The sequence below is a fragment of the Rhodopirellula sp. MGV genome (genome assembly GCF_002251265.1).
Classification (GTDB): Bacteria; Planctomycetota; Planctomycetia; order Pirellulales; family Pirellulaceae; genus Stieleria; species Stieleria baltica_A.
Genome location: NZ_NPDI01000063.1, coordinates 1 through 22,474 on the forward strand (window position 1 = coordinate 1; position 22,474 = coordinate 22,474).

General features: G+C 55.8%; 17 protein-coding genes and 1 pseudogene. 9 read left to right on the plus strand and 9 right to left on the minus strand.

Annotated features, from left to right (window positions below; translation table 11 throughout):
• Window positions 1-463: 463 nt before the first annotated feature.
• Window positions 464-3,499, minus strand: coding sequence for a PVC-type heme-binding CxxCH protein (locus CGZ80_RS21690; RefSeq protein ID WP_233148578.1), 3,036 nt, complete (start codon window positions 3,497-3,499; stop codon window positions 464-466).
• A complete protein-coding gene (locus CGZ80_RS21695) occupies window positions 3,496-5,049 on the minus strand; it encodes a hypothetical protein (protein ID WP_198953761.1) in 1,554 nt (517 codons plus the stop codon). Before CGZ80_RS21695 ends, CGZ80_RS21690 begins: the two co-directional genes overlap by 4 nt.
• Before the next feature lie 74 nt (window positions 5,050-5,123).
• On the opposite strand from CGZ80_RS21695, the gene CGZ80_RS21700 reads away from it, so the two are divergent.
• Together CGZ80_RS21700 and CGZ80_RS21705 are read left to right on the plus strand one after the other, a co-directional pair.
• A complete protein-coding gene (locus CGZ80_RS21700) occupies window positions 5,124-6,134 on the plus strand; it encodes a DUF3500 domain-containing protein (RefSeq protein ID WP_094417784.1) in 1,011 nt (336 codons plus the stop codon).
• Window positions 6,135-6,205: 71 nt separating this feature from the next.
• A complete protein-coding gene (locus CGZ80_RS21705) occupies window positions 6,206-6,766 on the plus strand; it encodes a peroxiredoxin (RefSeq protein WP_094417785.1) in 561 nt (186 codons plus the stop codon).
• Between the two features lie 25 nt (window positions 6,767-6,791).
• On the opposite strand, the gene CGZ80_RS21710 is transcribed toward CGZ80_RS21705, so the two are convergent.
• The 4 genes from CGZ80_RS21710 to hpnC form a co-directional block, all read right to left on the minus strand.
• The gene (locus tag CGZ80_RS21710; RefSeq protein WP_094417786.1) at window positions 6,792-9,296 is read right to left on the minus strand and encodes an FAD-dependent oxidoreductase; all 2,505 of its coding nucleotides are present in this window, start codon (window positions 9,294-9,296) and stop codon (window positions 6,792-6,794) included.
• A 221-nt stretch (window positions 9,297-9,517) separates the two neighbouring features.
• Window positions 9,518-10,984 (minus strand): hydroxysqualene dehydroxylase HpnE, encoded by a 1,467-nt coding sequence (gene hpnE / locus CGZ80_RS21715; RefSeq protein ID WP_233148579.1) that lies wholly within the window; start codon window positions 10,982-10,984, stop codon window positions 9,518-9,520.
• Complete coding sequence (locus CGZ80_RS21720) at window positions 10,981-11,961, minus strand: phytoene/squalene synthase family protein (protein ID WP_094417788.1); 981 nt, start codon at window positions 11,959-11,961, stop codon at window positions 10,981-10,983. Before CGZ80_RS21720 ends, hpnE begins: the two co-directional genes overlap by 4 nt.
• A gap of 17 nt (window positions 11,962-11,978) precedes the next feature.
• Window positions 11,979-12,926, minus strand: coding sequence for a squalene synthase HpnC (gene hpnC / locus CGZ80_RS21725; RefSeq protein WP_233148580.1), 948 nt, complete (start codon window positions 12,924-12,926; stop codon window positions 11,979-11,981).
• 29 nt (window positions 12,927-12,955) lie between these two features.
• On the opposite strand from hpnC, the gene ispH reads away from it, so the two are divergent.
• A complete protein-coding gene (ispH, locus tag CGZ80_RS21730; RefSeq protein ID WP_094417789.1) occupies window positions 12,956-13,885 on the plus strand; it encodes a 4-hydroxy-3-methylbut-2-enyl diphosphate reductase in 930 nt (309 codons plus the stop codon).
• 16 nt (window positions 13,886-13,901) lie between these two features.
• Here the strand turns inward: ispH and CGZ80_RS21735 are convergent, their stop codons facing one another.
• Entirely contained in the window at window positions 13,902-15,245 is a 1,344-nt protein-coding gene (locus tag CGZ80_RS21735) for a DUF1080 domain-containing protein (protein WP_094417790.1), read from the minus strand.
• A gap of 241 nt (window positions 15,246-15,486) precedes the next feature.
• On the minus strand, window positions 15,487-15,705 hold the full coding sequence (locus CGZ80_RS21740; RefSeq protein WP_094417791.1) for a DUF2945 domain-containing protein: 219 nt from the start codon (window positions 15,703-15,705) through the stop codon (window positions 15,487-15,489).
• Window positions 15,706-15,927: 222 nt separating this feature from the next.
• Between CGZ80_RS21740 and CGZ80_RS21745 the strand changes: the two genes are divergently transcribed.
• Together CGZ80_RS21745 and CGZ80_RS21750 are read left to right on the plus strand one after the other, a co-directional pair.
• Window positions 15,928-16,824 carry a PP2C family protein-serine/threonine phosphatase gene (locus tag CGZ80_RS21745; protein WP_094417792.1) on the plus strand — a complete coding sequence of 299 codons (897 nt, stop codon included), beginning with the start codon at window positions 15,928-15,930 and terminating at the stop codon, window positions 16,822-16,824.
• A gap of 92 nt (window positions 16,825-16,916) precedes the next feature.
• Window positions 16,917-17,249, plus strand: coding sequence for a ferredoxin (locus CGZ80_RS21750; protein ID WP_094417864.1), 333 nt, complete (start codon window positions 16,917-16,919; stop codon window positions 17,247-17,249).
• Here the strand turns inward: CGZ80_RS21750 and CGZ80_RS21755 are convergent.
• Window positions 17,246-18,433, minus strand: coding sequence for a sulfotransferase family protein (locus tag CGZ80_RS21755; RefSeq protein WP_233148581.1), 1,188 nt, complete (start codon window positions 18,431-18,433; stop codon window positions 17,246-17,248). The two genes, CGZ80_RS21750 and CGZ80_RS21755, sit on opposite strands and share 4 nt — an antisense overlap.
• Before the next feature lie 110 nt (window positions 18,434-18,543).
• Between CGZ80_RS21755 and CGZ80_RS27745 the strand changes: the two genes are divergently transcribed.
• The 4 genes and pseudogenes from CGZ80_RS27745 (at window position 18,544) to CGZ80_RS21770 (ending at window position 22,397) form a co-directional block, all read left to right on the plus strand.
• Window positions 18,544-18,762, plus strand: coding sequence for a hypothetical protein (locus CGZ80_RS27745; protein ID WP_143544085.1), 219 nt, complete (start codon window positions 18,544-18,546; stop codon window positions 18,760-18,762).
• Complete coding sequence (locus tag CGZ80_RS21760) at window positions 18,749-19,066, plus strand: MazG nucleotide pyrophosphohydrolase domain-containing protein (RefSeq protein ID WP_094417794.1); 318 nt, start codon at window positions 18,749-18,751, stop codon at window positions 19,064-19,066. Before CGZ80_RS27745 ends, CGZ80_RS21760 begins: the two co-directional genes overlap by 14 nt.
• Complete coding sequence (locus CGZ80_RS21765; protein WP_094417795.1) at window positions 19,063-21,438, plus strand: hypothetical protein; 2,376 nt, start codon at window positions 19,063-19,065, stop codon at window positions 21,436-21,438. Before CGZ80_RS21760 ends, CGZ80_RS21765 begins: the two co-directional genes overlap by 4 nt.
• Before the next feature lie 21 nt (window positions 21,439-21,459).
• A pseudogene (locus tag CGZ80_RS21770) lies at window positions 21,460-22,397 on the plus strand (ABC transporter ATP-binding protein).
• Window positions 22,398-22,474: the final 77 nt, after the last annotated feature.

The window sequence follows — 22,474 nt, forward strand, 5'->3', positions numbered from 1 at the left end:
TTTCGGCAATGTCACCACAACCGATCAGTCCCCAACGTATCGCCATCACTCTCAAGTGGGTTGAAATGAAAAACACAAAGTGGCATCCGCCAAGAATCAACGCATCATCCGCATCAGCCGAAACGCGATAGCGTGCGGTTAAGTGGTCCATCCAGCTCGAAAACACCTAACCGCTGGCTAGCGCCAATGCGGCTGATTGAAACTCAAACCAGCGTAGCAAAACCCATCAGCCGAAACGCGATAGCGTGCGGTTAAGTGATCCATCCAGCTCGAAAACAAACAACCGCTGGCTAGCGCCAATGCGGCTGATTGGAACTCAAACCAGCGTAACAAACCCCATCAGCCGAAACGCGATCGCGTGCGGTTAAGTGATCCATCCAGCTCGAAAACAAACAACCGCTGGCTAGCGCCAATGCGGCTGATTGAAACTTCAACCAGCGTAACAAAATCACACAAACGCTACCTATCGCGATGCGGCGGTTAAAAATGCGATCAGGTCTGCCATCTGTTCTGGGGTGATCACCTTCTCCAACCCCTCTGGCATGATCGACACGCCTGTGTCACGTATCCACTCGATCTCGTTTCGTGGTACCGTTTGCTCAACCGCTTCGGCAGCTCGCAATGTGATGCTCGCCGAATTCTCCGCCGCGATCATTCCCGCAACCGTTCGCCCGTCCGACAATAACACGATGTAATTCCGATACTGCGGATTCACTTCGCGGTTGGGATCCAAAACATTCACCAAGATCGATTCGCCGCCCCGTGTTGCCGCCGACGACAAACTGGGCCCCACCGCGTGCCCGAGCTGCCCCACCTGATGACACCCGGCACACTGTTCACGAAACACCGCCCTGCCCCGCTCCACGTCGCCCTCATCATCCAATTCGGACTGATATTGATCGATCACCGACTGACGCGGCTTGGATTGAAACTGCTTGACGACTTCCTGTGCCCTCCTAGAAATTGACTTATCGCGACGTTCGGCCAGAATCCGCCACTGTGCGATCGGAAACTCTTCGACGTCACAACGCCCTTCGTCAATCGCATCAAACACAACCAGCGTCTGCGCTGAATTCGAAAACAACACTTCACACGCCACTGCACGCAATCGTGGACTCCATCGTTTCATCCGCGCAAGAATCGTTTCAATCACTGCCAACGATGCGTCGTCTCCAATGGCCCGCAACACCGCGGCGGTTAACGCTAGCGATTCGTCGCCTTCGATGATCCCCAATAACTCCAGTTCCAATTCGCGTGTCGGCGTCCGCGAGAGCTGCTGCAATGCGGCCAGTCGATCATCATCAGGTAACTCGCGATCGCCAAGTCGCCGTGATGCGGCGAGCAACAGTCGCTGCCTCTTCTCATCAAATTTGACCGCAAGAACCGAATCCATAGCAGACACCCAACCTGCGTTTCTGACCTGCTCGATCAAAGGCAGCCAAGCGGTATCGTCCGCCGCATCCACCAACGCCTCAACGATCGTCTGCGATGACTCGCGAGTGGGATCGGGCGTTGACGCCGCCAAAAGCGAATCGAACACCGGCATCAAATCTGAAATCAACTCGGAATCGTCAAGGCCATCGAGCAATCGCAGCAGCAGTCGCTCCGCCGTCTTGTCGTCACAGACGGCAACCGTCGACATGATCGCCGCCTGCATCCACCGGTCACTCGGGTTCCGCATTAAGATCTTCCCCAACCACTCGGGCCGCTCAGCGATGTCGAAAACGGCCAGCGAAAAAGCAAGTTGATAACGGACATCAATCGACGCATGTTTAACAAGCGGCGCGAGCGACTTCACCACTTCCGTATTATCTGCAAACGATTCCGCCAACCGAACGGCATGTCGAACGACTTGCGGATGCGAATCTGCAAGTCGCGCGCGTACGTCATCCGCCGCCAATGCCGAGAGCCCATCGAGCGCTACCATCGCGTGCAGACGCCCAAGGCTTTTCAGTCGCCCCGGATCGTTGTCACCAAGCATTTTTCGCAGCGATGGCACGAGCGATTGATCCTGTCGCTCGAAGATCAGACGCGAGGCGGTTTCACGATGCCATGCATTGGGATGCGACAGCAATCTTACCAGCGTCTCGCCGTCAGCATCTTGCAAATTCGGCGTCAGACGATGCCGGAAGCCTTCCGGTACCACCCGGTACAAGCGGCCACGATCTCGCCCCGCGGTTAAATCGAGATGCCGTTTAATATCGGGCGGCAAACTCTTGGGATGCTCGATGACTTCACGGTAAACGTCGATCACCGTCAACGCCCCGTCAGGGCCACAAGCGAACTGGGCAGGCCGAAACCAATTGTCAGTCGATGCGACAAACTCGCGTTGCTGATCGATTCGACTTCCAACGAACGGCAAGCCAGACGGCGAGGCCGTACCGGTGACATTCGCGACTGATGACTGGATTCGATGCAGCCGTTTACTATGAACCAAATTGCTTCCCACATCACCGATGATCGCGATCATCTCGTCTGGGTCGCCGCGTTCATCTCGCGTCCAAGCGTCACCGCGATAGATCGTCACACCGGTTGCACCAGTGAAGTATCCGGCCGCTCGCCCGCCACCTTCGACAGGCCCACCCACCAGACCTGCAACACGCAATTTCGTCCGCAAGACACGCCAAGGTTCGACCGGACTGATGCGAAAGACTTCCGCTTGAGGTCCGTCGTCGGCGATTGAGACTCGCGCTGCTGGCATGGCGTAAGACGTTGTCCCACTGACATACCGATCCTCATACATCACCTGTTGCAGATGATCGCTATTGGAGCAAACAAACTTGCGTCCCCAATCGTCGAAACACATCCCGTGCTGGGCACCGCCGCTGGTCCGTTCAAACTGAAACGTCTCGGGATCAAACGCCAGATCAAATCCACGAACCGAAACGGCAGCGGATTCGGGCTGATCAGGGCGCCGTACTTTGCCGCCAGCCGTACCGACCGCGACGTGAATCCGATGATCCAATCCCCAGCGAAAGGAGTTCAACAAGCCCTGCACATTGTCTGTCGAAAACCCAGTCAACACGATGCGCTTTTGGTCAGCCACACCGTCATCATTGGTATCAGACAGGCACCAAATATTCGGTGCATCCGCGACAAACAAGCCGTCACGATACGGAAAAATCGCGGTTGGCCAAAGCAACCCGTCGGCGAACACGATCGCTTCGTCATACACGCCGTCCTGGTCAACATCGGTCAAACGCGAGATCCGAGAGAGCCCCGCCTCGCGGTCTTCGCTGTAGCCTCGCATCTCGCAGACGTACAACTCACCCGATGCCGACCATTCCGCGGCGACAGGACTGTTTATCAAAGGCTCGCTTGCGATCAGTTGAATTTCGTATCCGTCGGCAACCTGAAACGTATCCATCACCTCCGACACCTCGGTCGGCTTGATTCGTGGCAACAGATTCGCGAAGTCGTCAGCCAAGGCTGGATGAACATTCCAAAACATCACGCCAAATAATCCGCCGCACGCAGCCAGCGCTCGCACAATGCTCATCGCGAGTCTCCTTTTGCGGCGTCGCTTGCCCGATCGTGCGACGGCCCGAGTAGCAATTTGATCGCATCCATCAAGACTGACTCGACTTCCGGAGCCACACGTGACGCCCGAGCGCTCGTTTCATAGCCGCCCTGCCCGTAAGCGACTTGCGTACCGATGTATCCGGGACCGTAATCACCATACGCGGCCATGGCGACCGACAAATCCTTACGCATTGCCTTGGCAGCCAACTGGTATTCGACAAACAATTCGCCCGGCAGGTGCAACACTCTTACATCGCCGATCGTCAAACACCCCAGTTCGACTTGGTGCCCTGCCTTGCAACGAAGCAGCCACGCCAAATCTGCTGGCGCCGTTTCGATCACCTCCGGAGTCGGACGCGTCAACAGTTCTCGCAACTCGTCTTCATGCAAGTGCGCCGCTGGCGGCAGCGATACCTTGATCGTATTCCAACCGCAGGAGGAAGCACTGACTGGAACACGCTCGGCCGAATCGAACGCTTTTTCCATCGCGTCCGCAACGCGATTGGCCAACGTTAACCGGTTCGACTTGTCACCATCGTTGTACTTTCCGGCGCCGATGTTTCCGCCCGCACCATTGAAATGAACATGGAACGCTTCGGGGCGATCCTGAGACCGAAAGATCCTGGCGATCCCTGGAAAGTCGGGGCTGGGAACACCGGTTCGATAATAGCTTTGTGGGTGACAGGCATAGTAAGTCAGCGAAACGATTGGCTGGTCGCGTTCATAGAACACCAGACAACTGAGTTCCGGATCGATGATGCCTTCCGGTGCGGCACGCAACTTCGGGTCAGTACAGGTAGTGTAGCGTGTTGCGTAAACCAAACCGTCCGGCCCTTGCAATCTTCGGTTGCTTGCGACTCGGTCTACATTGGCTGTTCCAAACCCAACGTGTGTGATAGGCCTGGAGCGATCCAATTGTGCGGCGACTTGGCTGGCAAGCTTCTTGATCACCTGGCGTTGAAATGAACTTTCGAATGGCCCCAAATTCGTCGCCCCGGCGTGGTGCAGCAACCGCTCCGCCGTAAAGTCACAACGCGGTGCGTCATGTTGATGAAGTGCATGAACGGCAACATGAGAAGGATCCGTTTCGGCGGCTTCAGCCAATGCTTGCCGGAACTGGTCATGTGCCGCATTCGAAATACCGATCCAGTCGATCGCGCACAACACAACGGGCTTGTCCATTCCGCTGATCACGATCCCGCGACAGCGCAGCCCCAACTCACCCTGCCGGCTGACCACGTCATACGCCATCATTGATCCGACAGGTGGTGTCACATCCAAATCAAACGTCGACACGCGCAAACCGGTGCTTTCATCGCCGCTTTCATCGCGACGTGTAACAGCATCACTGGCGTCAGGCTCCTTCGCCACAGCAAGACAGCCGTACAGAACAGTTTGAAGAACACTTTGCAGCGCAAACAGCAACACCATGCGGCAGGCCGTTTTCCAAACCAACCTCCGCTTTCCCGATCCGCCAGATTGCGGGGATTGGGAGGGAATGAATCTGTCGCAAAGTTGATCGATCATTTCGTTTTCCCTGGGCAGAATCCGGTAGAATCGATTCCATCATAGCGTCAACCTCCCCTCCCCAAGGCAATGCAATGAACTCGCAGCAGCATTTGGATCGTCGCTCGTTTTTGAAAACTGCTTCCGCAGCCGCGGCGGCGACCTCGGCGATCGGCGGCTTGGCGTCATCGCTTCATGCCGAATCGGCCACGACTGGCACCACTGCCGAATCGCTCGTCGGCAAGCTGTACACAACACTTTCAGACAAGCAGCGCAATGACATTTGCTTTGACTGGAACCATCAAGATCCCAAACGTGGATTGCTGCGTACGTTCGTCGCGAACAACTGGAACATCACCTCACACGAAATCATGGATGATTTTTACAGTGATGACCAACGTGACCTGATCACCCAGATTTTTGAATCGATCGTCCATCCAGATTGGCATGAACGCTACTACCAACAACTCAACGATGATGCCGGTGGCTTTGGTATCGAACAGTCGATCGCGATCTTTGGGAAACCCGGCGAAGGCAAATTCGAGTTGGTGCTAACCGGTCGGCACATGACGCTTCGCTGTGACGGCAACTCCGCCGACCATGTCGCGTTCGGCGGACCGATTTTCTATGGCCATGCACCAACGGACAACGAATCGGCAAATCACACCGACAATGTGTTCTGGCATCAGGCGGTCGCCGCCAACGGCCTCTACAAAATGCTCGATGGAAAGCAACGAAAAGAAGCTTTACTCAGTCGAACGCCTCGCGAACAAGCTGTCGCGTTCCGAGGTCAACAAACCATCCCCGGACTGCCAGTCACGGAGATGTCTTCGGACCAAAAGGAACACCTGCAAAAAACGCTGGGACTGTTGGTCGAGATGTATCGCGAAAACGATCAACAAGAAGCGATGCAATGCTTGAAAACCCAAGGCGGTCTTGATGCGTGCTCACTGGTGTTCTACCAAGACTCCGACATTGGCAACGACGGCGTCTGGGACAACTGGCGTCTCGAAGGCCCGTCGTTTGTGTGGCACTACCGTGGCAAGCCACACGTTCACGTCTGGGTCAACGTCGCTGACGATCCAAACGTCAAATTGAACACCTAATAGCACGCCGTGTTCGGCTGTCGCCTATCAACCTTGCTCCCCCTGTTACCTCCCTCTCCATCGTTCCCACCATGAAAACATTGCTGGCCGCATTGGTCCTTTCCCTCAGTTGTTCTGTCACCGCTTCTGCAATCGACGTCGGCGATGCGGCACCTAAGTTCCAGGCGAAAGACGACTCCGGTGAAATCTGGAAATCGGAAGACCACGTCGGTAAAAAAATCTTGGTGGTGTACTTTTACCCGGCGGACATGACGGGCGGCTGCACCAAACAGGCCTGCGGTTATCGCGACAAGATGAAAGACTTTACCGACGCCGGCGTGGAAGTCGTCGGCGTTAGTGGCGACACGGTTGAAAACCACAAAATTTTCAAAGAGGTCCATGACTTGAACTTTGCCCTTCTGGCTGACACCGAAGGCAAAGTTGCGAAAGCGTTTGGCGTGCCGGTCACCGTCGGCGACAAATCGGTCGTCAAGATGATCGAAAATGTAGAGAAGGAATTGGTTCGCAAAGCTACTGCGAAACGCTGGACATTCGTCATCGATCGCGAAGGCAACGTTGCCTACAAGGATTCGCAGGTCAACGCGGCGCAAGACCCCGAAAAGATTGCTGCTGTGATTGCGAAGCTGAAATAGCCAGCTCGCCAAGTAACGCAATCGCTCAGACAAACAGCCTTGGCTGTGAAGCTCGCCCCGCACGTGCTGCGGGGCGATCGATGGTGTAGCGTCTCAGGATCGAACCGGCCAGCGCAACACCGCTGGTAAACGCCGATTCCAATCGTCGCCCGCTGCACCAATCACCGCAGACGCCGATCCCGGTGGTGAAATCGAACAAGCTATCAACGTCCAGCGGTTCGATCGCTTCACTGTCGCTCCAATAAACCGCATCGGCAAATTCGACATCTTTTAAAGGCCGATCGATCACGGACGCAAACGCGTCCAGCAAAGTCTTCATGACTTCGTCTTTCGGCGTATGCGAATGACGCAGTGACCAATCGGCAGACGCATGAGCAATCCAACGTCCCGAGTGCGGACGTCCCGGCTTGGCACCATCCGACGCAACCCAAGCGATCGGGCCGCCTTTGACGAACGCCGCGTCGTAAACCATATCACGCAAGGTCGAATCGGCAACCATCAGCGCCCAACACGGACGCATCACCGCTTTACGAACTTTTTCTGCCAGCGACGTTAGACCGTCGACCAATTTCATCGCTGCTCGGGGCGGGCAATTGCAAAGCACCAAATCGAAAGGTTCGCTTTCGAATGTCGCGGCATGCGTCCCATCTGAAACACTCAGCCGCCATCGCTCCGCATCCGAAACCAATTGCTCGACCCGATGCCCCAACCGAACGTCCAGGTCCGCTGCCAGGTGCTCGGTGATCGCATCCATACTCGGCACACCGACGTAGCGTGGCTTGTCGCAATGGCGGTCAAGTACAGTGCCCTGGCCGCAAAGCGAAACGACCTTACCCAGCCAAGGCTGCACAATCCCATCGTGAATCCAACTATTCACGTGACGACAGAATGTCGGCCCACACGCGGTAAAGTACTGCGCACCATGGTCGAATTGGTACGAGGCGTGAGAGCCGTTGTTTGAATCAGTCACCGACATCGCATGATAAGTCGCGATCCGCCCGCCTACCTGCTCCGCCTGTTCGAACACCGTCACATCGATACCGTGATCTTGCAAAACACGTGCGACGGAAAGACCAGCCATCCCGGCGCCAACAACGGCAACTTTGGGCAAGGTTGCGGCAATCGGCCGATCGACTTTTGCCCCGAAGTGCTTGACGTCTAAACGCTCCGCATGTGTCGACAGTTCACGCGTTCGAACGGTTCCGTAGATTGGCTGCTCGGGTTTGAACGGTCGATCAAATTGGCCGAAGCACCACAGTACGCCACCATACGACGACGGGTTCCGGCCATCGAGTGCATAGCGATGATTCAAATCAAGCGTCAACTGCAACGCTCGGTCGGGGCTGCCGGTCCAACTTAAGAACGCCTTTCCCCAAGTCATCCGAATATTGTTGTGAAGCTCGCCGTGCTTGATCAGGCTGCGTTGTGCCGCGTTCCAAAGCGGGTGATCCGCCTTGGCTCGCGCCAGCGTTTCCCAACTGCAATCGCTCGAGCGTTTGTCAGATTCATGTTCGTACAGAGTTTTGCAAGCCCAGTCCGGAACGGCGTCCAACGAATCAATCAGATCCGTGTGGTGGAAACAAAAGTGAAACGCCAGTTCGCGCCAAGTCAGCAGCTCGTCCAAATACTTCGTCGCGCCGAATTCGGCAGCTTCACGAGCGATCCGAAACGGGCTGACCATCCCGTAGTGCAAATAGGCACTCATCCGGCTTGACCCGCTGGGGTTCAACGGATCGTTTCGCGTTAATTCATAATCGGCAAGCCCCGACGCCTTGAACGCTTCCCAACGTGCGTAGCCGGCCTTTGAACCACCAGGCGTATCGGCAACCGGCGCGACGGAATGATCAATACGACATTGACCGATTAGCGATGCCAAATCGGCATCTTGAAGCGACAGTGGGTGAAGCTGAAATTCCTGTTGCAAGAATTCCAAGTCACACATCGCGACATCGACTGGCTGTTCAACATAGGGTTGCTGCAGTGCTTGATCATGAACCGACTTCACGGCATCACGAAACTCGAACGCCCGAGTCCACGCGTGATCAAATTGCGGCACCGGCGCCAAGCAAGAGCAATCGACGGATGCGATTGGCGTTTTGCAGGTCGCACTCAGACGCTCCATCCAACCCAAAATTGGCTGAACCGGCATCTCTTCGGTTACAAGGACCGCAGCACTACGTGCCAGATTGCGCAGGTAAGGGCCGCGCTGCCCATGCCGTTGCAAATGGAACGCGGCAACAATGCCGCGATCATCCAATTCGCGTTGCACGTCCCGATGGCCTTGCAACATGAATGCATGGTGCCGATCGGACGCATACGGATATTGTTCGCTAAGCCCGTGATAGACCAACAGCGGCAGTCCATTTTGCCGCGCAAAACAGATCGCCGTATCGAGTGCGGGGTTCTCATGTGCCCGCAGCGCATTGTGCATCCAGTACAGAACAAACTGACCGGGACCGCCGCAACAATCACTGGGCGCCTGCACCCAGCGAAGTCGTTGTTGAAGGTTTTCCGGAAGCGAAATATCCACGCTAGGTAACTCGTTGCGCCAAGAAACAGACGTGCCATTGATCGTAGACGGGCGGCAATCCACCAGCCAGTCGCCACCGACGAATGGGTGGTCTGTCGCAGTCGACTTGTTGATAACGTCTCAGCCGTCGCCATCAATCCTGCGATCGGCGTTCAACGGTGACGACATCACCTGATCTTTCCTGATTGCGATAATGAAAAGCAAATGCAAGCTTTTGCCGCCTATTTTCGAATCAAAAGCTTGGCCAACCAGCCCGGACTTTGCCCCCGCGGGATCGCTTCGTCAGCCTGAATCCCCAACTGCCGCAGCACCCCTGCCGCCGCCATCCGGCCGCTGATCACCGCCCCTTCCATCGTCGCCGGCCAACCCGTTTGCACCCAATCACCGGCCAAGAACAACCAATCGAGAGCGGTTCGGGACGGCGGTCGCTTCGCATCCATTTCGGGGGAAATCGAAAAGACGCTTTCTGGGTCCGTCACCACGCGATAGCGCAGCAGATTGGCCGAGCGGGCGTCAGGAAAAAATCCCCGCAGTTCGTCCAACACCTGACTGACTAAAGCCTCCTTTCCAATCCCAATCGCATCGGCAGACGCACTGATGATGACTTGGTAGTACCAACCCGAATCGCGTTGGTCTGGCCGAGATTGTTCGCACTGCGGTGAATCGCGGAGCTGTGGCTCGCGGAGCAGACGCGGATCACGAAACAGCCACTGGGAAATCGTCCCCACCATCACGGCGTGGTCAAGCTCCGTGATTGGGCGATCGAACCACAAATGGATCCCCGTGATCGGCGAACTCGGAAACTGATCGAAGGATGAAAGGTCTGGCAAAGACGCTCGCGTCATTTCATCCCAACCGCCGAACAGCGACTTCACGCGAAACCAAGGCACCGCACTGACCACCGCTGACGCGGTTACGAATTCGCTTTCACAACCGACTTGCCGCAACAACACGGTCCGATCCGGCCGTATCTCTTCGACTCTCGTTTCCGTCAACAGCTTGATGCCTCGTTGCCGCAGCACCTCCGGCAGTCGCTGCCCAAATAACTCCGCCAGCGGCAACATTGGGATCAGTACATCGCTGGCACCGCGAGCGATCGCGAACCCGTCGATCAACACCTTTCGCGCCGCCGCCATCGAAACGCGATCACACTGTTCGCCCAGCGCACTGACCAGAATCACGTTCCAAAATGATTGGATCGTTGTTTCGGTTTGCCCCACCTTGCGCAGCCAATCGGTCGCAACGACACCGGACAAAGCATGACTTGGCGTTCGCGCCAATTTCACCAAACCCGAGCGAATCTCACGGCGTTCTGAATGCGACAGGAACTTCAGTGCATCCAAGAAAGGCAGCATGTGAAACGGTGCCAGCAACCACGGGTGTGGACGAAATCGACTTGCCGCGACGCCGGGATGCAAGAACGTGAGCGATTGATCGCGATGCCAGTGTTGCAGTAGCGATGTTCGCTCCATCAAGTCCAGCAGGTTCCCACAACATCCCATTGCGACGTGCTGACAATAGTCGACTTGACCACCTTGGGGATCATCGAACGAACCGGCCCGACCGCCGGTCCGCCGCTTGGCTTCGACCAACGTAACCGGAACGTTGGGCGCAAGCCGGGAGATCGACTCGGCAGCTGCCAACCCGGCCAAACCGCCACCGACGATCACAACAGGCTCCACCTTCACCGGCGAACCTCGGCAACTTCCAAGGGCGGTACAGGCAAACGTCGGAAAAGTGGCGGAAAGAAGTGCTGCGAAACGAGGCCCATCCGTTCCTTGCGCGACAAGCGAATGCGTTTCGTCGCGACGGCACGCGGGTCGTCGGCAATCCGATCGAGTAGTTTTCGATACGTCCGCCACATCATGGAAAACATTGGACGACCGTCTGGCCCCAAGGATTCCCACACCCGCCATCCGCTCGCGTAAAGCACTTTGGCGCGGCGAATTTCGTCTTCGACCAAACATGCCAACCGGTCATCGGCCCGCGGCCGCAACAAGTCATCTTCGGCCAACCCATGCTGCGAAAAGTGCTGGCGAGGCAAATAGATTCGGCCGCGCCGAGCGTCTTCGGAAATGTCACGCAAGATGTTGGTCAACTGAAACGCCAGACCACAATCGATTGCAGCTTCGGAAGGCAGCGGCTCGTCAAACTCCCAGATGTGCAAGCACGCCAACCCAACCGCCGATGCGACCAAGTAGCAATAATGCTCAAGCTGTTCGTAGGTATCGAAACGGGTCTTTTGTTGGTCGGCCAACACGCCGTCAACGATTTCGAGCAGATACCGACTTGGAATTCGAAACCGATTGACGGTGTCATGGAGTGCCGGAAAGATCTGCCGAGCTCGCGCGACCAAATCGATCGGCCAATCGGCGGTGCTCTTGGGAATCCCTGGTGCGAGCAGGACTTCGTCTTTTGGCTTGTCGGTGATCAGATTCAGTGCCGTCGTTTGCCGCCACCAATCCAGCCACCGGGTACGCAGCGCTGCGGGCTCGTTGCAATCGCCAATGTCATCGGTGATCCGCGCAAACGCATACAGTGCGCACATGGCATTCCGCTTGCCCCGCGGCAACAGCCAGAACGAGCGGTAGAAATTGCTTCCGCTGCGCCGCGCGATTCGGCGTACGTCGCGATAGCTGGTCGTGATCTGTCGCGTGGACTGCATCGGTGCAATTGAACTGGTTAAAGCCTGCCAAGAATCGCCATCAGGACGAGCCGGCCTTGTGTAATGGGCCCGACCTTGGGCCTTTTCCGCAACACATCGAAATCGAAACGCCGGACGGCCGCCAACGTTTCCAATCCGCCGTGGATGAACAGTTTAATATCGGCGGCAAGCCACTTTGGGACTTCATCGGCCAGTGGCATCCCACGATCAAAACAGCTTTCGGCGAAATCACAAAACTCACGCAGCAATCGACGTAGTCCGTCGGGCGTCGTTTTCTGGGATAGCATCTCCGTCGTGACGCCGTGCCGCTGGCACCAATCGGAGGGTAGATAAACACGCCCGATCGAATAATCTCGCCCGACATCCTGGGCAAAATTTGCCAGCTGCAGCCCCGTACAGATCTGGTCGGACAGTTCCACTCGGCGAGCGTCTCGGATGTCCGCCAACTGCAACACCAGGCGCCCGACGGGATTTGCCGAGCGAGCGCAATAGTCCAGCAATTGCTCCAAAGTGGCGTAGCGTGTCACGGTCTGGTCCTGGCGAAACGCCGAGATCAAATCGAAAAACGGCTCCTGCCGCAAATTGAACGTTGCCACGGTATCCGCTAGTGCGGGATAGAAATCGTCGGCCGGCGGGTTTCCGGCGAATAATGCATCCAAACCCTCCGCAATCCGGTCCAGCCCTTGGAGGGCGAGGTCTGGGCGTCCTGACTCGTCGGCGACATCATCGGCAGTGCGACAAAACGCATAAATGTTGTAAAACGGTTGGCGCAATCGCCGGGGAAGTAGAATCGATGCGACCAGAAAGTTTTCGTAGTGGCGGCGAGCCAATTGGCGGCATGCCCGCTCGCTTTGGCGGAGAATTGACGCAGAATGGGCACCAGCCAACGCGTCGCGGGCAGGCGATTTTCCCGCGAGTTGCTCCCCAAGTGGCTGTCTGGACGCTAATTCGCGATCGGCGTGCATTCTGAGAAACGAAATACAGGTTTGAACTGATGAAAATTGTACTGGCGGCCCCTCGTGGATTTTGTGCCGGAGTCAACATGGCGGTCGACTCGCTCGACCTGACACTGAAGCATTTCGGGGCACCGGTCTATGTGTATCACGAGATCGTTCACAACCAGTATGTCGTCGAAATGTTCAAATCCAAAGGTGCGGTCTTCGTCGACTCCATCGACGAAGTCCCCGAAAGCAGCGTGCTGATGTTTTCGGCACACGGCGTTTCGCCAGAGATCCGCAAAGCCGCCCAGGCTAGGAATTTAACAGCTTTGGACGCGACCTGCCCGCTGGTCACCAAAGTCCACCTCGAAGCGATCAAGTACGCCAAGGCGGGCTACACAATCTTCTTGATCGGACACGAAGGCCACGACGAAGTGATCGGCACCATGGGCGAGGCCCCCGAAGCGATTATCTTGGTCGAAACCGAAGAGGACGTCGATTCGCTGTCGGTCGCCGACGAATCCAAACTGGCCCTGCTGACCCAAACGACGCTTAGCGTTGATGATGCCAATCGCATCATCGAAAAGCTGCGATCCCGCTTTCCCAGCATCAAGAGCCCACCCAAAGGCGACATCTGCTACGCGACCCAAAATCGACAAGACGCCGTCAAAACACTCGCCGGCGACGCCGATAAAGTCGTCGTACTTGGCAGCCAAAACAGTAGCAACAGCCGACGCTTGAAAGAACTTGCCGATGAAAACGAACGTCGTTCGTTTTTGGTTGATGGGCCGCAAGATCTCTCAAAGGATGACTTTTCCGCCGACGATGTCGTGCTGATCACGGCCGGAGCCAGTGCCCCAGAATCAGTTGTCCAAGAAACGATCGACTGGCTGAAAAGTCAGTTTGATGCGACCGTCGAACTGGCGACCGTTCGCGAGGAATCGGTCGAGTTCCCGCTGCCCAAGCCACTGCGTTCGCTGGTCTAACGAACGCAGCCGATGGTCACTGCATCGCTTTGATTTGCATGTTCCGGTACAGCACGTCCGTTGTCGGATCGTGCCCTTGGATCATGATGCTTCCCGCGTCGTCACGTCGCCCGCGACGTGGGTTCGCATCGGGCTTGCGAGTGTCTTCCCAATCGCTGACTTGAATCCCATTGACCCAAGCGGCAATGTGGTTCTCGTATGCCTGGAGCGTGACGGTTGACCAAGTTCCGTTGTCGCCCGCCACCACGCGTGCGTCCTGTCGACGAAAGATTCCGCCAGTACCGCAGTCGGCCGGTGATAGCCTGGAATCGTCTTTAAAGTCGTTGTTGACTTGGCACTCATACCCCATCATCTCGTCACCGGGGATACAGCGGAAGAATAGCCCCGAGTTCATGTTCGGCTTGTCGATTTTGTACTCGCTCACCAAGACAAAATTTGCATAGCGTTCGCGGGTTTCGATCTGCGTCTTGCCACCGTCGACGTGCAGCTCGCGGTCCGCGTTCACGGTGAATTCACCCTCCATCTCGGGATACTTTTTCCACTGCGACAGTTCGGCATCGATCATCGGTGTCATACCGAGTGCACGAATTTGGACATCGCGAAATGCGACGCGACCGGAGTTGTGCTGAAGACCGATCCGTCGCGGTGCGAGACTCGCTGGGTCCTCGTACTGGCACACGACCTTCTCGTCCAATGACACAGACACGGTTGCGCCTTCTGCGACGATCGTCATCGTTCGCCATTGGCCTGGTGTTTGCGGACCAGCAGCTTCCGCGTCGACCTTTTGCCGCTGCACGATGCTGCCGGTAGGAAAGGGATTGTCATCGGGCGCGATGTTGATTTCGTAGCAATCCGACGATGGATCGCTGGGCGACAATGGGGTCCGGACAAACACGCCGCTGTTTGTCTGCTCATCGGCGTTGAATTGAAGCGTCAATTCAAAATCACCCCAAATCGTCGTCGTACAGATCAGGCCTTGCTTGCCTTCGTCAACGACGATGGTTCCCTCTTCGACGCGAAAGTTCGCTTCGCCACTGTGCTGCCAACCGACGAACGTGTATCCGTCGAACAACCGCACCCAACCTTGCGCCGCTTTGTCCGCTGGCAATCGTGCCGCCAGCAATTCGTCCGCACTGACTTCATAGATTTGACTCGCCGCCGCATTTTCGATCTGCGCCGCCTTCGCTTCATTTCCAGCCTGCGCAGAGGGCTTCCGGTTTGCGGAGGGCTCCCGACTTGCAGACGATTCCGCCGTGATATCGCTCGTCTCGCCGGCTTCTTTTTTGGCCCCGCAACCGACCAACAATCCGGTCAGCAGCAACATGCAATTCAACGAGATGAAGGGAGTTTTCCATGCCATGGCGGGTGCAACAATCCTGTAGGGCCTTTGACGTATTCAACTTGCCAAGCATTTGACATGCGTCCCCGATTGTAGCGTGATCAATGACAATCGTGATCTCCCCTTCGATGGTGCAAGCTCACGTCGATCGGATCCCCCAAAGTTACAGCGGTCCATCTCTGATCGCACAGCAAACTCTAAGGCATTACGACCTGAGGCACAGAAGCGAACAGAGTGGGAGAATTCCGACCAACCGGCACCCTCAGGCTTTTGACAGCTCCGATTCACTTTTCAAAACCCGATCGCCGTCGTCTTGCTTGATTAGATACGCAGGGTTGTCTTCGTCGGCATTTCGAGTGACTTCGTTGCCTTTGATCGTACGTGTGACTTTTTCTTGATGGGACTCGATGATTTGCCCGGTGGCTGTGTTCCCGGCGTGATTCCACTGGACATATTGGTTCACGCGAAATTTTTGAGCCATTTCCCACTCCTGTGATCTGTATGTTTGTCAGTCTTGCGAGTGCGATCCCGTTACGCAAAGATTGCGCCAACAGAGAATTGCGTTTCCAATTCGGCTTGCGATTGGTGGCAGCGAGTGGCGGGTGCAAGACCAGATACCGGTCATCAGCACAACATTGGCACGAGAGTTGAATTTCAAAACGTCCACGGCTGACACAGACTTTTCACTTTTGGATCCTGACCGATGTTACACCAACCGCCTGACACAACGATCGATCTGGATGAGTTCGATGTCCTCTCATTGGCAATCGCCGGACGATCAGACGTCGGAAAGAAACGCAGCGAAAACCAGGACCATTATTTGATTGCGGACCTCCGTCGACAATTGACAATTCGTGATACAGATGTCGATCACAGCGACTGCGGCAACGAGTTATTTGGGTGCCAAGAAGGCCACCTCTTGGTTGTTGCTGACGGCATGGGCGGGCATGCCGATGGAGAAAAAGCAAGCCGCATCGCCGTCGAAGCATCGGCACGCTATGTCCTCGACATGATGCACTGGTTTCTCAAGTTGACCGTGTCGGAAGAAGACGACTTCGTTGACGAACTGTCGCAATGTCTGATCGCGATTCAAGAAAAGCTCTGGTCTGAATCAACCGATGGCATCCGCACCATGGGCACTACCGTAACGATGGCTTACATCTTGCCGCCGAAGATGTATGTGGTGCACGCGGGCGATAGTCGATGCTATTTGATTCGCGACAAAGAAATTCAGCAGCTCACCACCGACCACACCATCGCACAGCAAATGATTACGGACGGCGGTTTCGAAAAAGACGATCCGTCATTGAGACACTGGCGACACGTCCTTTGGAATTGTGTCGGCGCGAGCGACAAACTCGTTCGCCCTGAAGCGATTCGTACGGAACTGAAAGCGGGCGATCGAGTTCTGCTTTGCAGTGACGGGCTGTCAGGCGTCTTGAACGACGAAACGATCTTGGAAACCGTGCTCGAAGCGGGAAGCTGCGAACAGGCCAGCGAAATGCTGATCAACCGAGCAAACGAAGCCGGGGGGCCAGACAACATCACCGCAGTGATCAGCGAAGTTGGTAGCCACGAATCAGACCCCTGCGAAAAATGATTTCACTTCGGTAACAATCGCGGCACGTTTCCTGCATCGTGCCCCTTGCATCGTCAAAGCACCGAATTTGATACGCGATGGAGGAAACTTGGATGGCTACCGCAACCGATTTGAAATCAGAATGCATCGAAAACTGCCACAAATGCTTGACCACACTCGGTGACATGTTCACGTCAATGTGCCTGGACCAAGGCGGAGAACATGTCAGCAAACAACACACCAAGCTGATGCTCGATTGCATCGCGTCCTGTGAAGCATGCGTCAGCTTCATGAGCCGCAATAGCTCGTTCCATTCGCATTACTGCGACGCGTGCGCAGAGATCTGTGCCGCGTGCGCGGACAGTTGTGAACAAATTGGCGGCATGGATGAGTGTGTCCGCTGTTGTCGCGAGTGCTACAAGACCTGCTCGGCAATGTCCGCCTAGACGTATCCATAGGCATCGAAGTAGTCACGCCACTGCTCGCGAATCAACGTTTCATCGTGATCGCTGAGCTGGTGGCGATTAACTTTATAGGAGCGGTGTTCGCTCTCCGCCCATTTCTCGATCGTCGGCCGGACCGATTCAAAGTCACTGAGCCGTAGTCGCTGATAGATTGAGTGCAGCGACTCGACCGGATCTGCGATCAGATCTTCGTACTTCAGTTCAACGATCCGGCTAGGATCGATCTTCGACCGATCTCGCAAAAACGCAGCGTACATCCGCCGAAAGCAGTCGATGACGTATTGCTTTTCTGGCGTCGTCGTCTCGGCGTCTTCGACCGGCTTGTAAGGCCTCGGAACTTGTAAGCCCTGAACGTCTGCCAAGCTATGCCAAAGCCGACATGTCGACGGGAACAACGACCTGGGGTCACGAGTGACGTGGATAAAACGTGCATCCGGAAACGCCTTCGCCAGTTCGGCGATCCGTCCGGTATGTGTCGGACTTTTGATGACTAACGGCCGTCCGGTGACACTGCTGACCCCGAGCAAGAACCGACGCAGTCCGGCAAGCCAGCGATCACGATCGGTTCGTGAGACGCCTTCAAAATCCAGATACTCCAGATCGCGTGGAACTTGTCGCGGAAACGCGATGTGACGATAGGGCGAAGGCAGCCCCAAATTCATCAGCGCGAATTCGTCTTCCTGAGGGCGGTCCCAACCGGTCGCCATATTGTCCATCGGGCGTTTTCCCGGCAGCAACCAGCGGAAGAATTTCTGAAACACCCACTCCGAAATCAGGAAGTGATGTGGCGCGAAACACTGGAACGTCGATGGACTGCTGTAACGTTCGTCCAGAACCATCAACTCGTGCAGCAGGGTCGTACCGCTTCGCCAATGTCCGATGATGAAAACAGGTGGTCCATGAAGTTCCGCTGTTGCCAAACGCCTGCCACAGAGGACCTGTTGCAAGCCGGCTAACAAGGTGTTGAACGGAACCGCCAGCGAAACACCCAAAACGTGGCTGATCCGACTGGGATGGATCTGTCCTGATCCCTCGCGAAGCAGCCCCAGCCAAGTCAACGGCCGCATCCCGTGCCAAAAGCGAGGGGCGTAAAACGGGTACCGATGAAAGTCGGCCGGGCGATCCGCCTTGCGAGACGCGGGCGGCAGGGGCTCTGAATTTGTCAACGACTGACGTGGGATAGAAAGAGCGAATCAAAAGGGCACGAAGCCAAAACATGAATTCTCAGACATTTCGCTCGCCAAAGGGGAACCAAAACCGGTCGCGCGCTGTACGAATGCCTATTCGAAATCTGGAGATTAATCTAACAGGCGAAGCCTGGTTGCGAAAGCGTTTCCTGGGAATCTCTGACGGACTGTTAGCCCCCCGCATGTTGCTGAAAGGGATTGCAACTCTGGCGATCTTTCCGCCGGTCGCGGAACAAGACCTCGCCCCCTACAATTCCCCGCAGAACGATTTTTTCCGTCTGTATCGACCCGACCATGAGCAAACCTAACGAGCTTTCGATCGCCGATCTCCAGCGGCACATCCACCAGATGTACTACGAAAAGGACGTCGCCCGTGGGGTGGAGGGCACGTTCATGTGGCTGATGGAAGAAGTCGGCGAGCTCTCATCGGCCCTCCGTGGCAACGATCGAGAAAACCTTGCCGAAGAATTTGCCGATGTGATCGCTTGGTTGGCGACGATTGCCAATGTTGCCGACATCGATCTGAATGCTGCACTGGTCGCAAAATACGGTAGCGGTTGTCCGGGTTGTGCCAAATTGGTTTGCGAGTGCCCTGATTCGGAGAAACCATGACGTACCGCTCGCCATGCTCCACGATCGTATGCGTCGTATTTGCTTTTGTCTCCGCGATCGCATTCGGCACTAAACAGTTGCCTGCCGCGGATAGCGATTCCCCCGCTACCGATTCCGCATCGTCCGAGATTGTGTCCACACGGTCGCCGCTCGAATTCGGCATCAACGGACACTATCGACTCGGTCACATGACAACGGTCCGAGTCACCGGCTCGGCAGCCGAGACGGCGTTGAGTGAATCCTCAAACGATCTTGTTCTCGAAACGCTGGATGGTGACGGCGTGCGTGTCCGCTACCACAGCCACGGATTGCCCAAGCATTCAGGAACTGCCGCACCGACACGAAACGCTTTAGAAGTCGGCCTGATCATTGCCGGATCCGAGGCGGCTCCGGTCGAAGTGCGCCGTACGGTTGATGGCCAATTCGACTCCATTGCGAAAGGGCGTCTACCGGAAGCTGGAAACCCGGCCCGCGGCCCTGCGTTCATTCCGCCTGACACCCCTTGGGTTGTCGCCATCGGTGACGCTTTCGGGATCGACGAGCTGGGCACATCCAACGTGCTCACTGATAAGCTCGCTCGCATCGCTGTTTCGAAAATCCAGTCTGCCGAGACGTTGCCTCATCATCAACTCGGCTACGACGGCGTTAACTTGGTCATCATCAACCGAGCTGGTTTGGATGTCATCGAAGCGATGGACGACCGCCAAGCCGACGCACTTGTCGGTTGGATCCGCAACGGCGGTCATTGTTTGATTTCGATGGGCGAAGCGTCCGAACGTCTTGCCGCAGCCGCCCCATGGCTGCTCGAACTGCTTCCGTTCGAGTCAGTCGAACTGAACCGTTACGATCCCGCCGCCTTAGAGACCTTCACGACCAGTCAAACCCCACTGGATGTCTTTCAGGGGATCAAGCTTCCTCGTCGTTTAGGAAAACCCATCTTGCTTGGTCGTACAACACGCCGTGTTTCGGCGGTGTTGATTGCCGAGTATGTCAACGGCTTAGGAAAACTAACCGTTGTCGCAGCCGACCTTGATCAGCCAATGTTTGCCGAATGGCCGGAGCGTTTGAGCTTGGTCACACAATCGCTTGGCGAACTGCTGGCCGAAGAAAACAGCCTGAACGCGGCCGGCGATGGGGCAACGACGTTTAACGACTTGGCTGGCCAAATGCGTGGCGTCTTGGACCAGTTCCAAATCAAAAAGCAGTTCGACTTTTCCGTGATCTCGCTGATCGTGCTGATCCTGATCGCAGCGATCGGGCCACTCGATTTTTTGCTGATCAACCGCGTTTTAGGAAAGCCACTTCTGGGCTGGGTGAGCTTCCCAATCTTTGCGATCGCTCTCTCTGCTTTCCTTGTGACCCAAGCAAGACCGCGAACAGAGCTGTCTCTTGACAACAGTGACTTGCCTGAAGGTGGGAATTCGGCGATGCACTTGGTCCGCACCAATCAATTTCAAATCACTGACCTGGATTTGGTTGATGGCGTCGGGCGCGCATTCCGTTGGTCAGCGATTTACGCACACGACCCAATTCAAGCAGATGTTTTGGTCAAACCGTCCGATGCATTGGCCAGCATGGTTGCCCCAAACGCAAGCAACGCAGGCTACTCGGTAAGCTATCCCTTTGGGTATCCCGGTCGAGTTTTTGGTGGAATCCAGCTAGCCGGCGAAAGCGATCGCTTGCTGCCGTATGACATTACGGCGAACGGTTCTCAATCGCAGAACGCTGGCGAGTTCACCGGATCAACGTCTACGATTTCAAACCTGACAATCGCCCCGCGAAGCAGCAAATCGATCGCGACTCAAAAGTACTTTGCTGCCGATCCCAGCAAAGGGCAAGAAATCATTCGCCGTCCGGGCAGTGACCTTCTGCGAGGCGATTTTGTAAACCCGCTGCCGGTGGACCTGCTCGACGCCATCCTGATTTATCAAAACACGGCGTATCTGCTGCCGACACGTGTCCAGGCCAACGCGACACTGGCATCCATCGAAAACGTCCGTCAACGCAACTTCCGCTGGCGATTGACTCGCAAAGTGTCAAGCGAAGGCAGTGGTACTGAATCGACGCCTTGGCTGGCGAACGATTTCAGTGACATCTCGCGCGTTGCCGACATGCTGCTGTTCCACGATGCCGCCGGCGGCAAACTTTACACCGGGCTGCGTCATGACATCCTCGATGAACTCGATCTGTCGGAAGTGCTTTCGGAGAACCGCTGCATTCTGATCGGTCGGACAGAAGAACCATTGGTTCAAATGCAGATGGCCGATCAATCGAGCGGAGCTGAATCTGAACCATACTCCGTTTCAACCGAAAAAAGCTTGTCGATGGTTCGTGTCGTCCTGCCTGTTCGTTCGACGCTGTTGACCCCCTGAGATTGCCCTGAGTTAGAACCCGTGATCAAGACAGTCGATTTAACGAAAAAATACGGCGACGCTTCGCAATCAAAAGCATCGACCTGGATCTCGAACCAGGCGACTTGTTCGGATTCATCGGCCCCAATGGTGCCGGAAAAACGACCACCATGCGGATCATCGCGACGCTTTTGGAACCAACACATGGCGAAGCGTACGTGTGCGACCATTCCGTACACACCGCTCCCAAAGAGATCCGACGTTTGGTCGGCTACATGCCTGACTTTTTTGGCGTCTATGACGACATGACCGTCGTCGAATACTTGGAATTTTTCGCCGCCGCCTATCGGATCAAAGGGCAACAGCGAAAGAATCGTGTCGACGAAATGTTGGACATCGTCGATCTGGATTTCAAACGCGATGCCTTTGCAAACACGCTGTCTCGCGGGCAAACCCAACGACTCGGCTTGGCCCGGACCCTGCTCCATGATCCGCAAGTCCTGCTGCTGGACGAACCGCTAAGCGGCTTGGACCCGCGTGCACGAATCGAAATGCGCAACTTGCTTCGTAAGCTCGGCGAGATGGGCAAAACGATCATCGTCAGCAGCCACATTCTGCCGGAACTGGCTGACGTCTGTAACAAAGTCGGCATTATCGACCGAGGCGAATTGAAACAGAACGCGAAGGTTACTGAAGTCATTCGCATGGTTCGCGAACACACCGTACTGGTCGTCACGCCACACCGCCCCGATGACATGCAACGGGTGATTGATCTGCTCGCCGGACACGACAAAGTCCAAGATTGCGAACGTGGCGACGCAAGCGTTCGCGTGGTCCTGAAATCAGATGTCGAAGACTACAGCGATCTGCCAAAACTGCTGATCGATAATGACATCTTGCTACGAGGATTCAACGAAGAAGAATTGGATCTTGAATCTGCGTTCATGGCGTTGACCAAAGGAACCAGCACGCGAATGTAATCACGATCACTGCTATATTTGGAATCTCACTTCGAGTTCTCGTTCGCAATTCATCGATCGAAACCAGCAATTCCGGA

Bases quoted from the DNA above. Each gene is read 5' to 3' on its own strand.
- CGZ80_RS21720 (WP_094417788.1), bottom strand. From the start codon at position 11,961: ATGCAGTCCACGCGACAGATCACGACCAGCTATCGCGACGTACGCCGA.
- CGZ80_RS21690 (WP_233148578.1), bottom strand. From the start codon at position 3,499: ATGAGCATTGTGCGAGCGCTGGCTGCGTGCGGCGGATTATTTGGCGTG.
- CGZ80_RS21745 (WP_094417792.1), top strand. From the start codon at position 15,928: ATGTTACACCAACCGCCTGACACAACGATCGATCTGGATGAGTTCGAT.
- CGZ80_RS21700 (WP_094417784.1), top strand. From the start codon at position 5,124: ATGAACTCGCAGCAGCATTTGGATCGTCGCTCGTTTTTGAAAACTGCT.
- CGZ80_RS21735 (WP_094417790.1), bottom strand. From the start codon at position 15,245: ATGGCATGGAAAACTCCCTTCATCTCGTTGAATTGCATGTTGCTGCTG.
- CGZ80_RS21705 (WP_094417785.1), top strand. From the start codon at position 6,206: ATGAAAACATTGCTGGCCGCATTGGTCCTTTCCCTCAGTTGTTCTGTC.
- CGZ80_RS21740 (WP_094417791.1), bottom strand. From the start codon at position 15,705: ATGGCTCAAAAATTTCGCGTGAACCAATATGTCCAGTGGAATCACGCC.
- hpnC (WP_233148580.1), bottom strand. From the start codon at position 12,926: ATGCACGCCGATCGCGAATTAGCGTCCAGACAGCCACTTGGGGAGCAA.
- CGZ80_RS21760 (WP_094417794.1), top strand. From the start codon at position 18,749: ATGAGCAAACCTAACGAGCTTTCGATCGCCGATCTCCAGCGGCACATC.
- CGZ80_RS27745 (WP_143544085.1), top strand. From the start codon at position 18,544: ATGCCTATTCGAAATCTGGAGATTAATCTAACAGGCGAAGCCTGGTTG.
- CGZ80_RS21750 (WP_094417864.1), top strand. From the start codon at position 16,917: ATGGCTACCGCAACCGATTTGAAATCAGAATGCATCGAAAACTGCCAC.
- ispH (WP_094417789.1), top strand. From the start codon at position 12,956: ATGAAAATTGTACTGGCGGCCCCTCGTGGATTTTGTGCCGGAGTCAAC.
- CGZ80_RS21765 (WP_094417795.1), top strand. From the start codon at position 19,063: ATGACGTACCGCTCGCCATGCTCCACGATCGTATGCGTCGTATTTGCT.
- CGZ80_RS21695 (WP_198953761.1), bottom strand. From the start codon at position 5,049: ATGATCGATCAACTTTGCGACAGATTCATTCCCTCCCAATCCCCGCAA.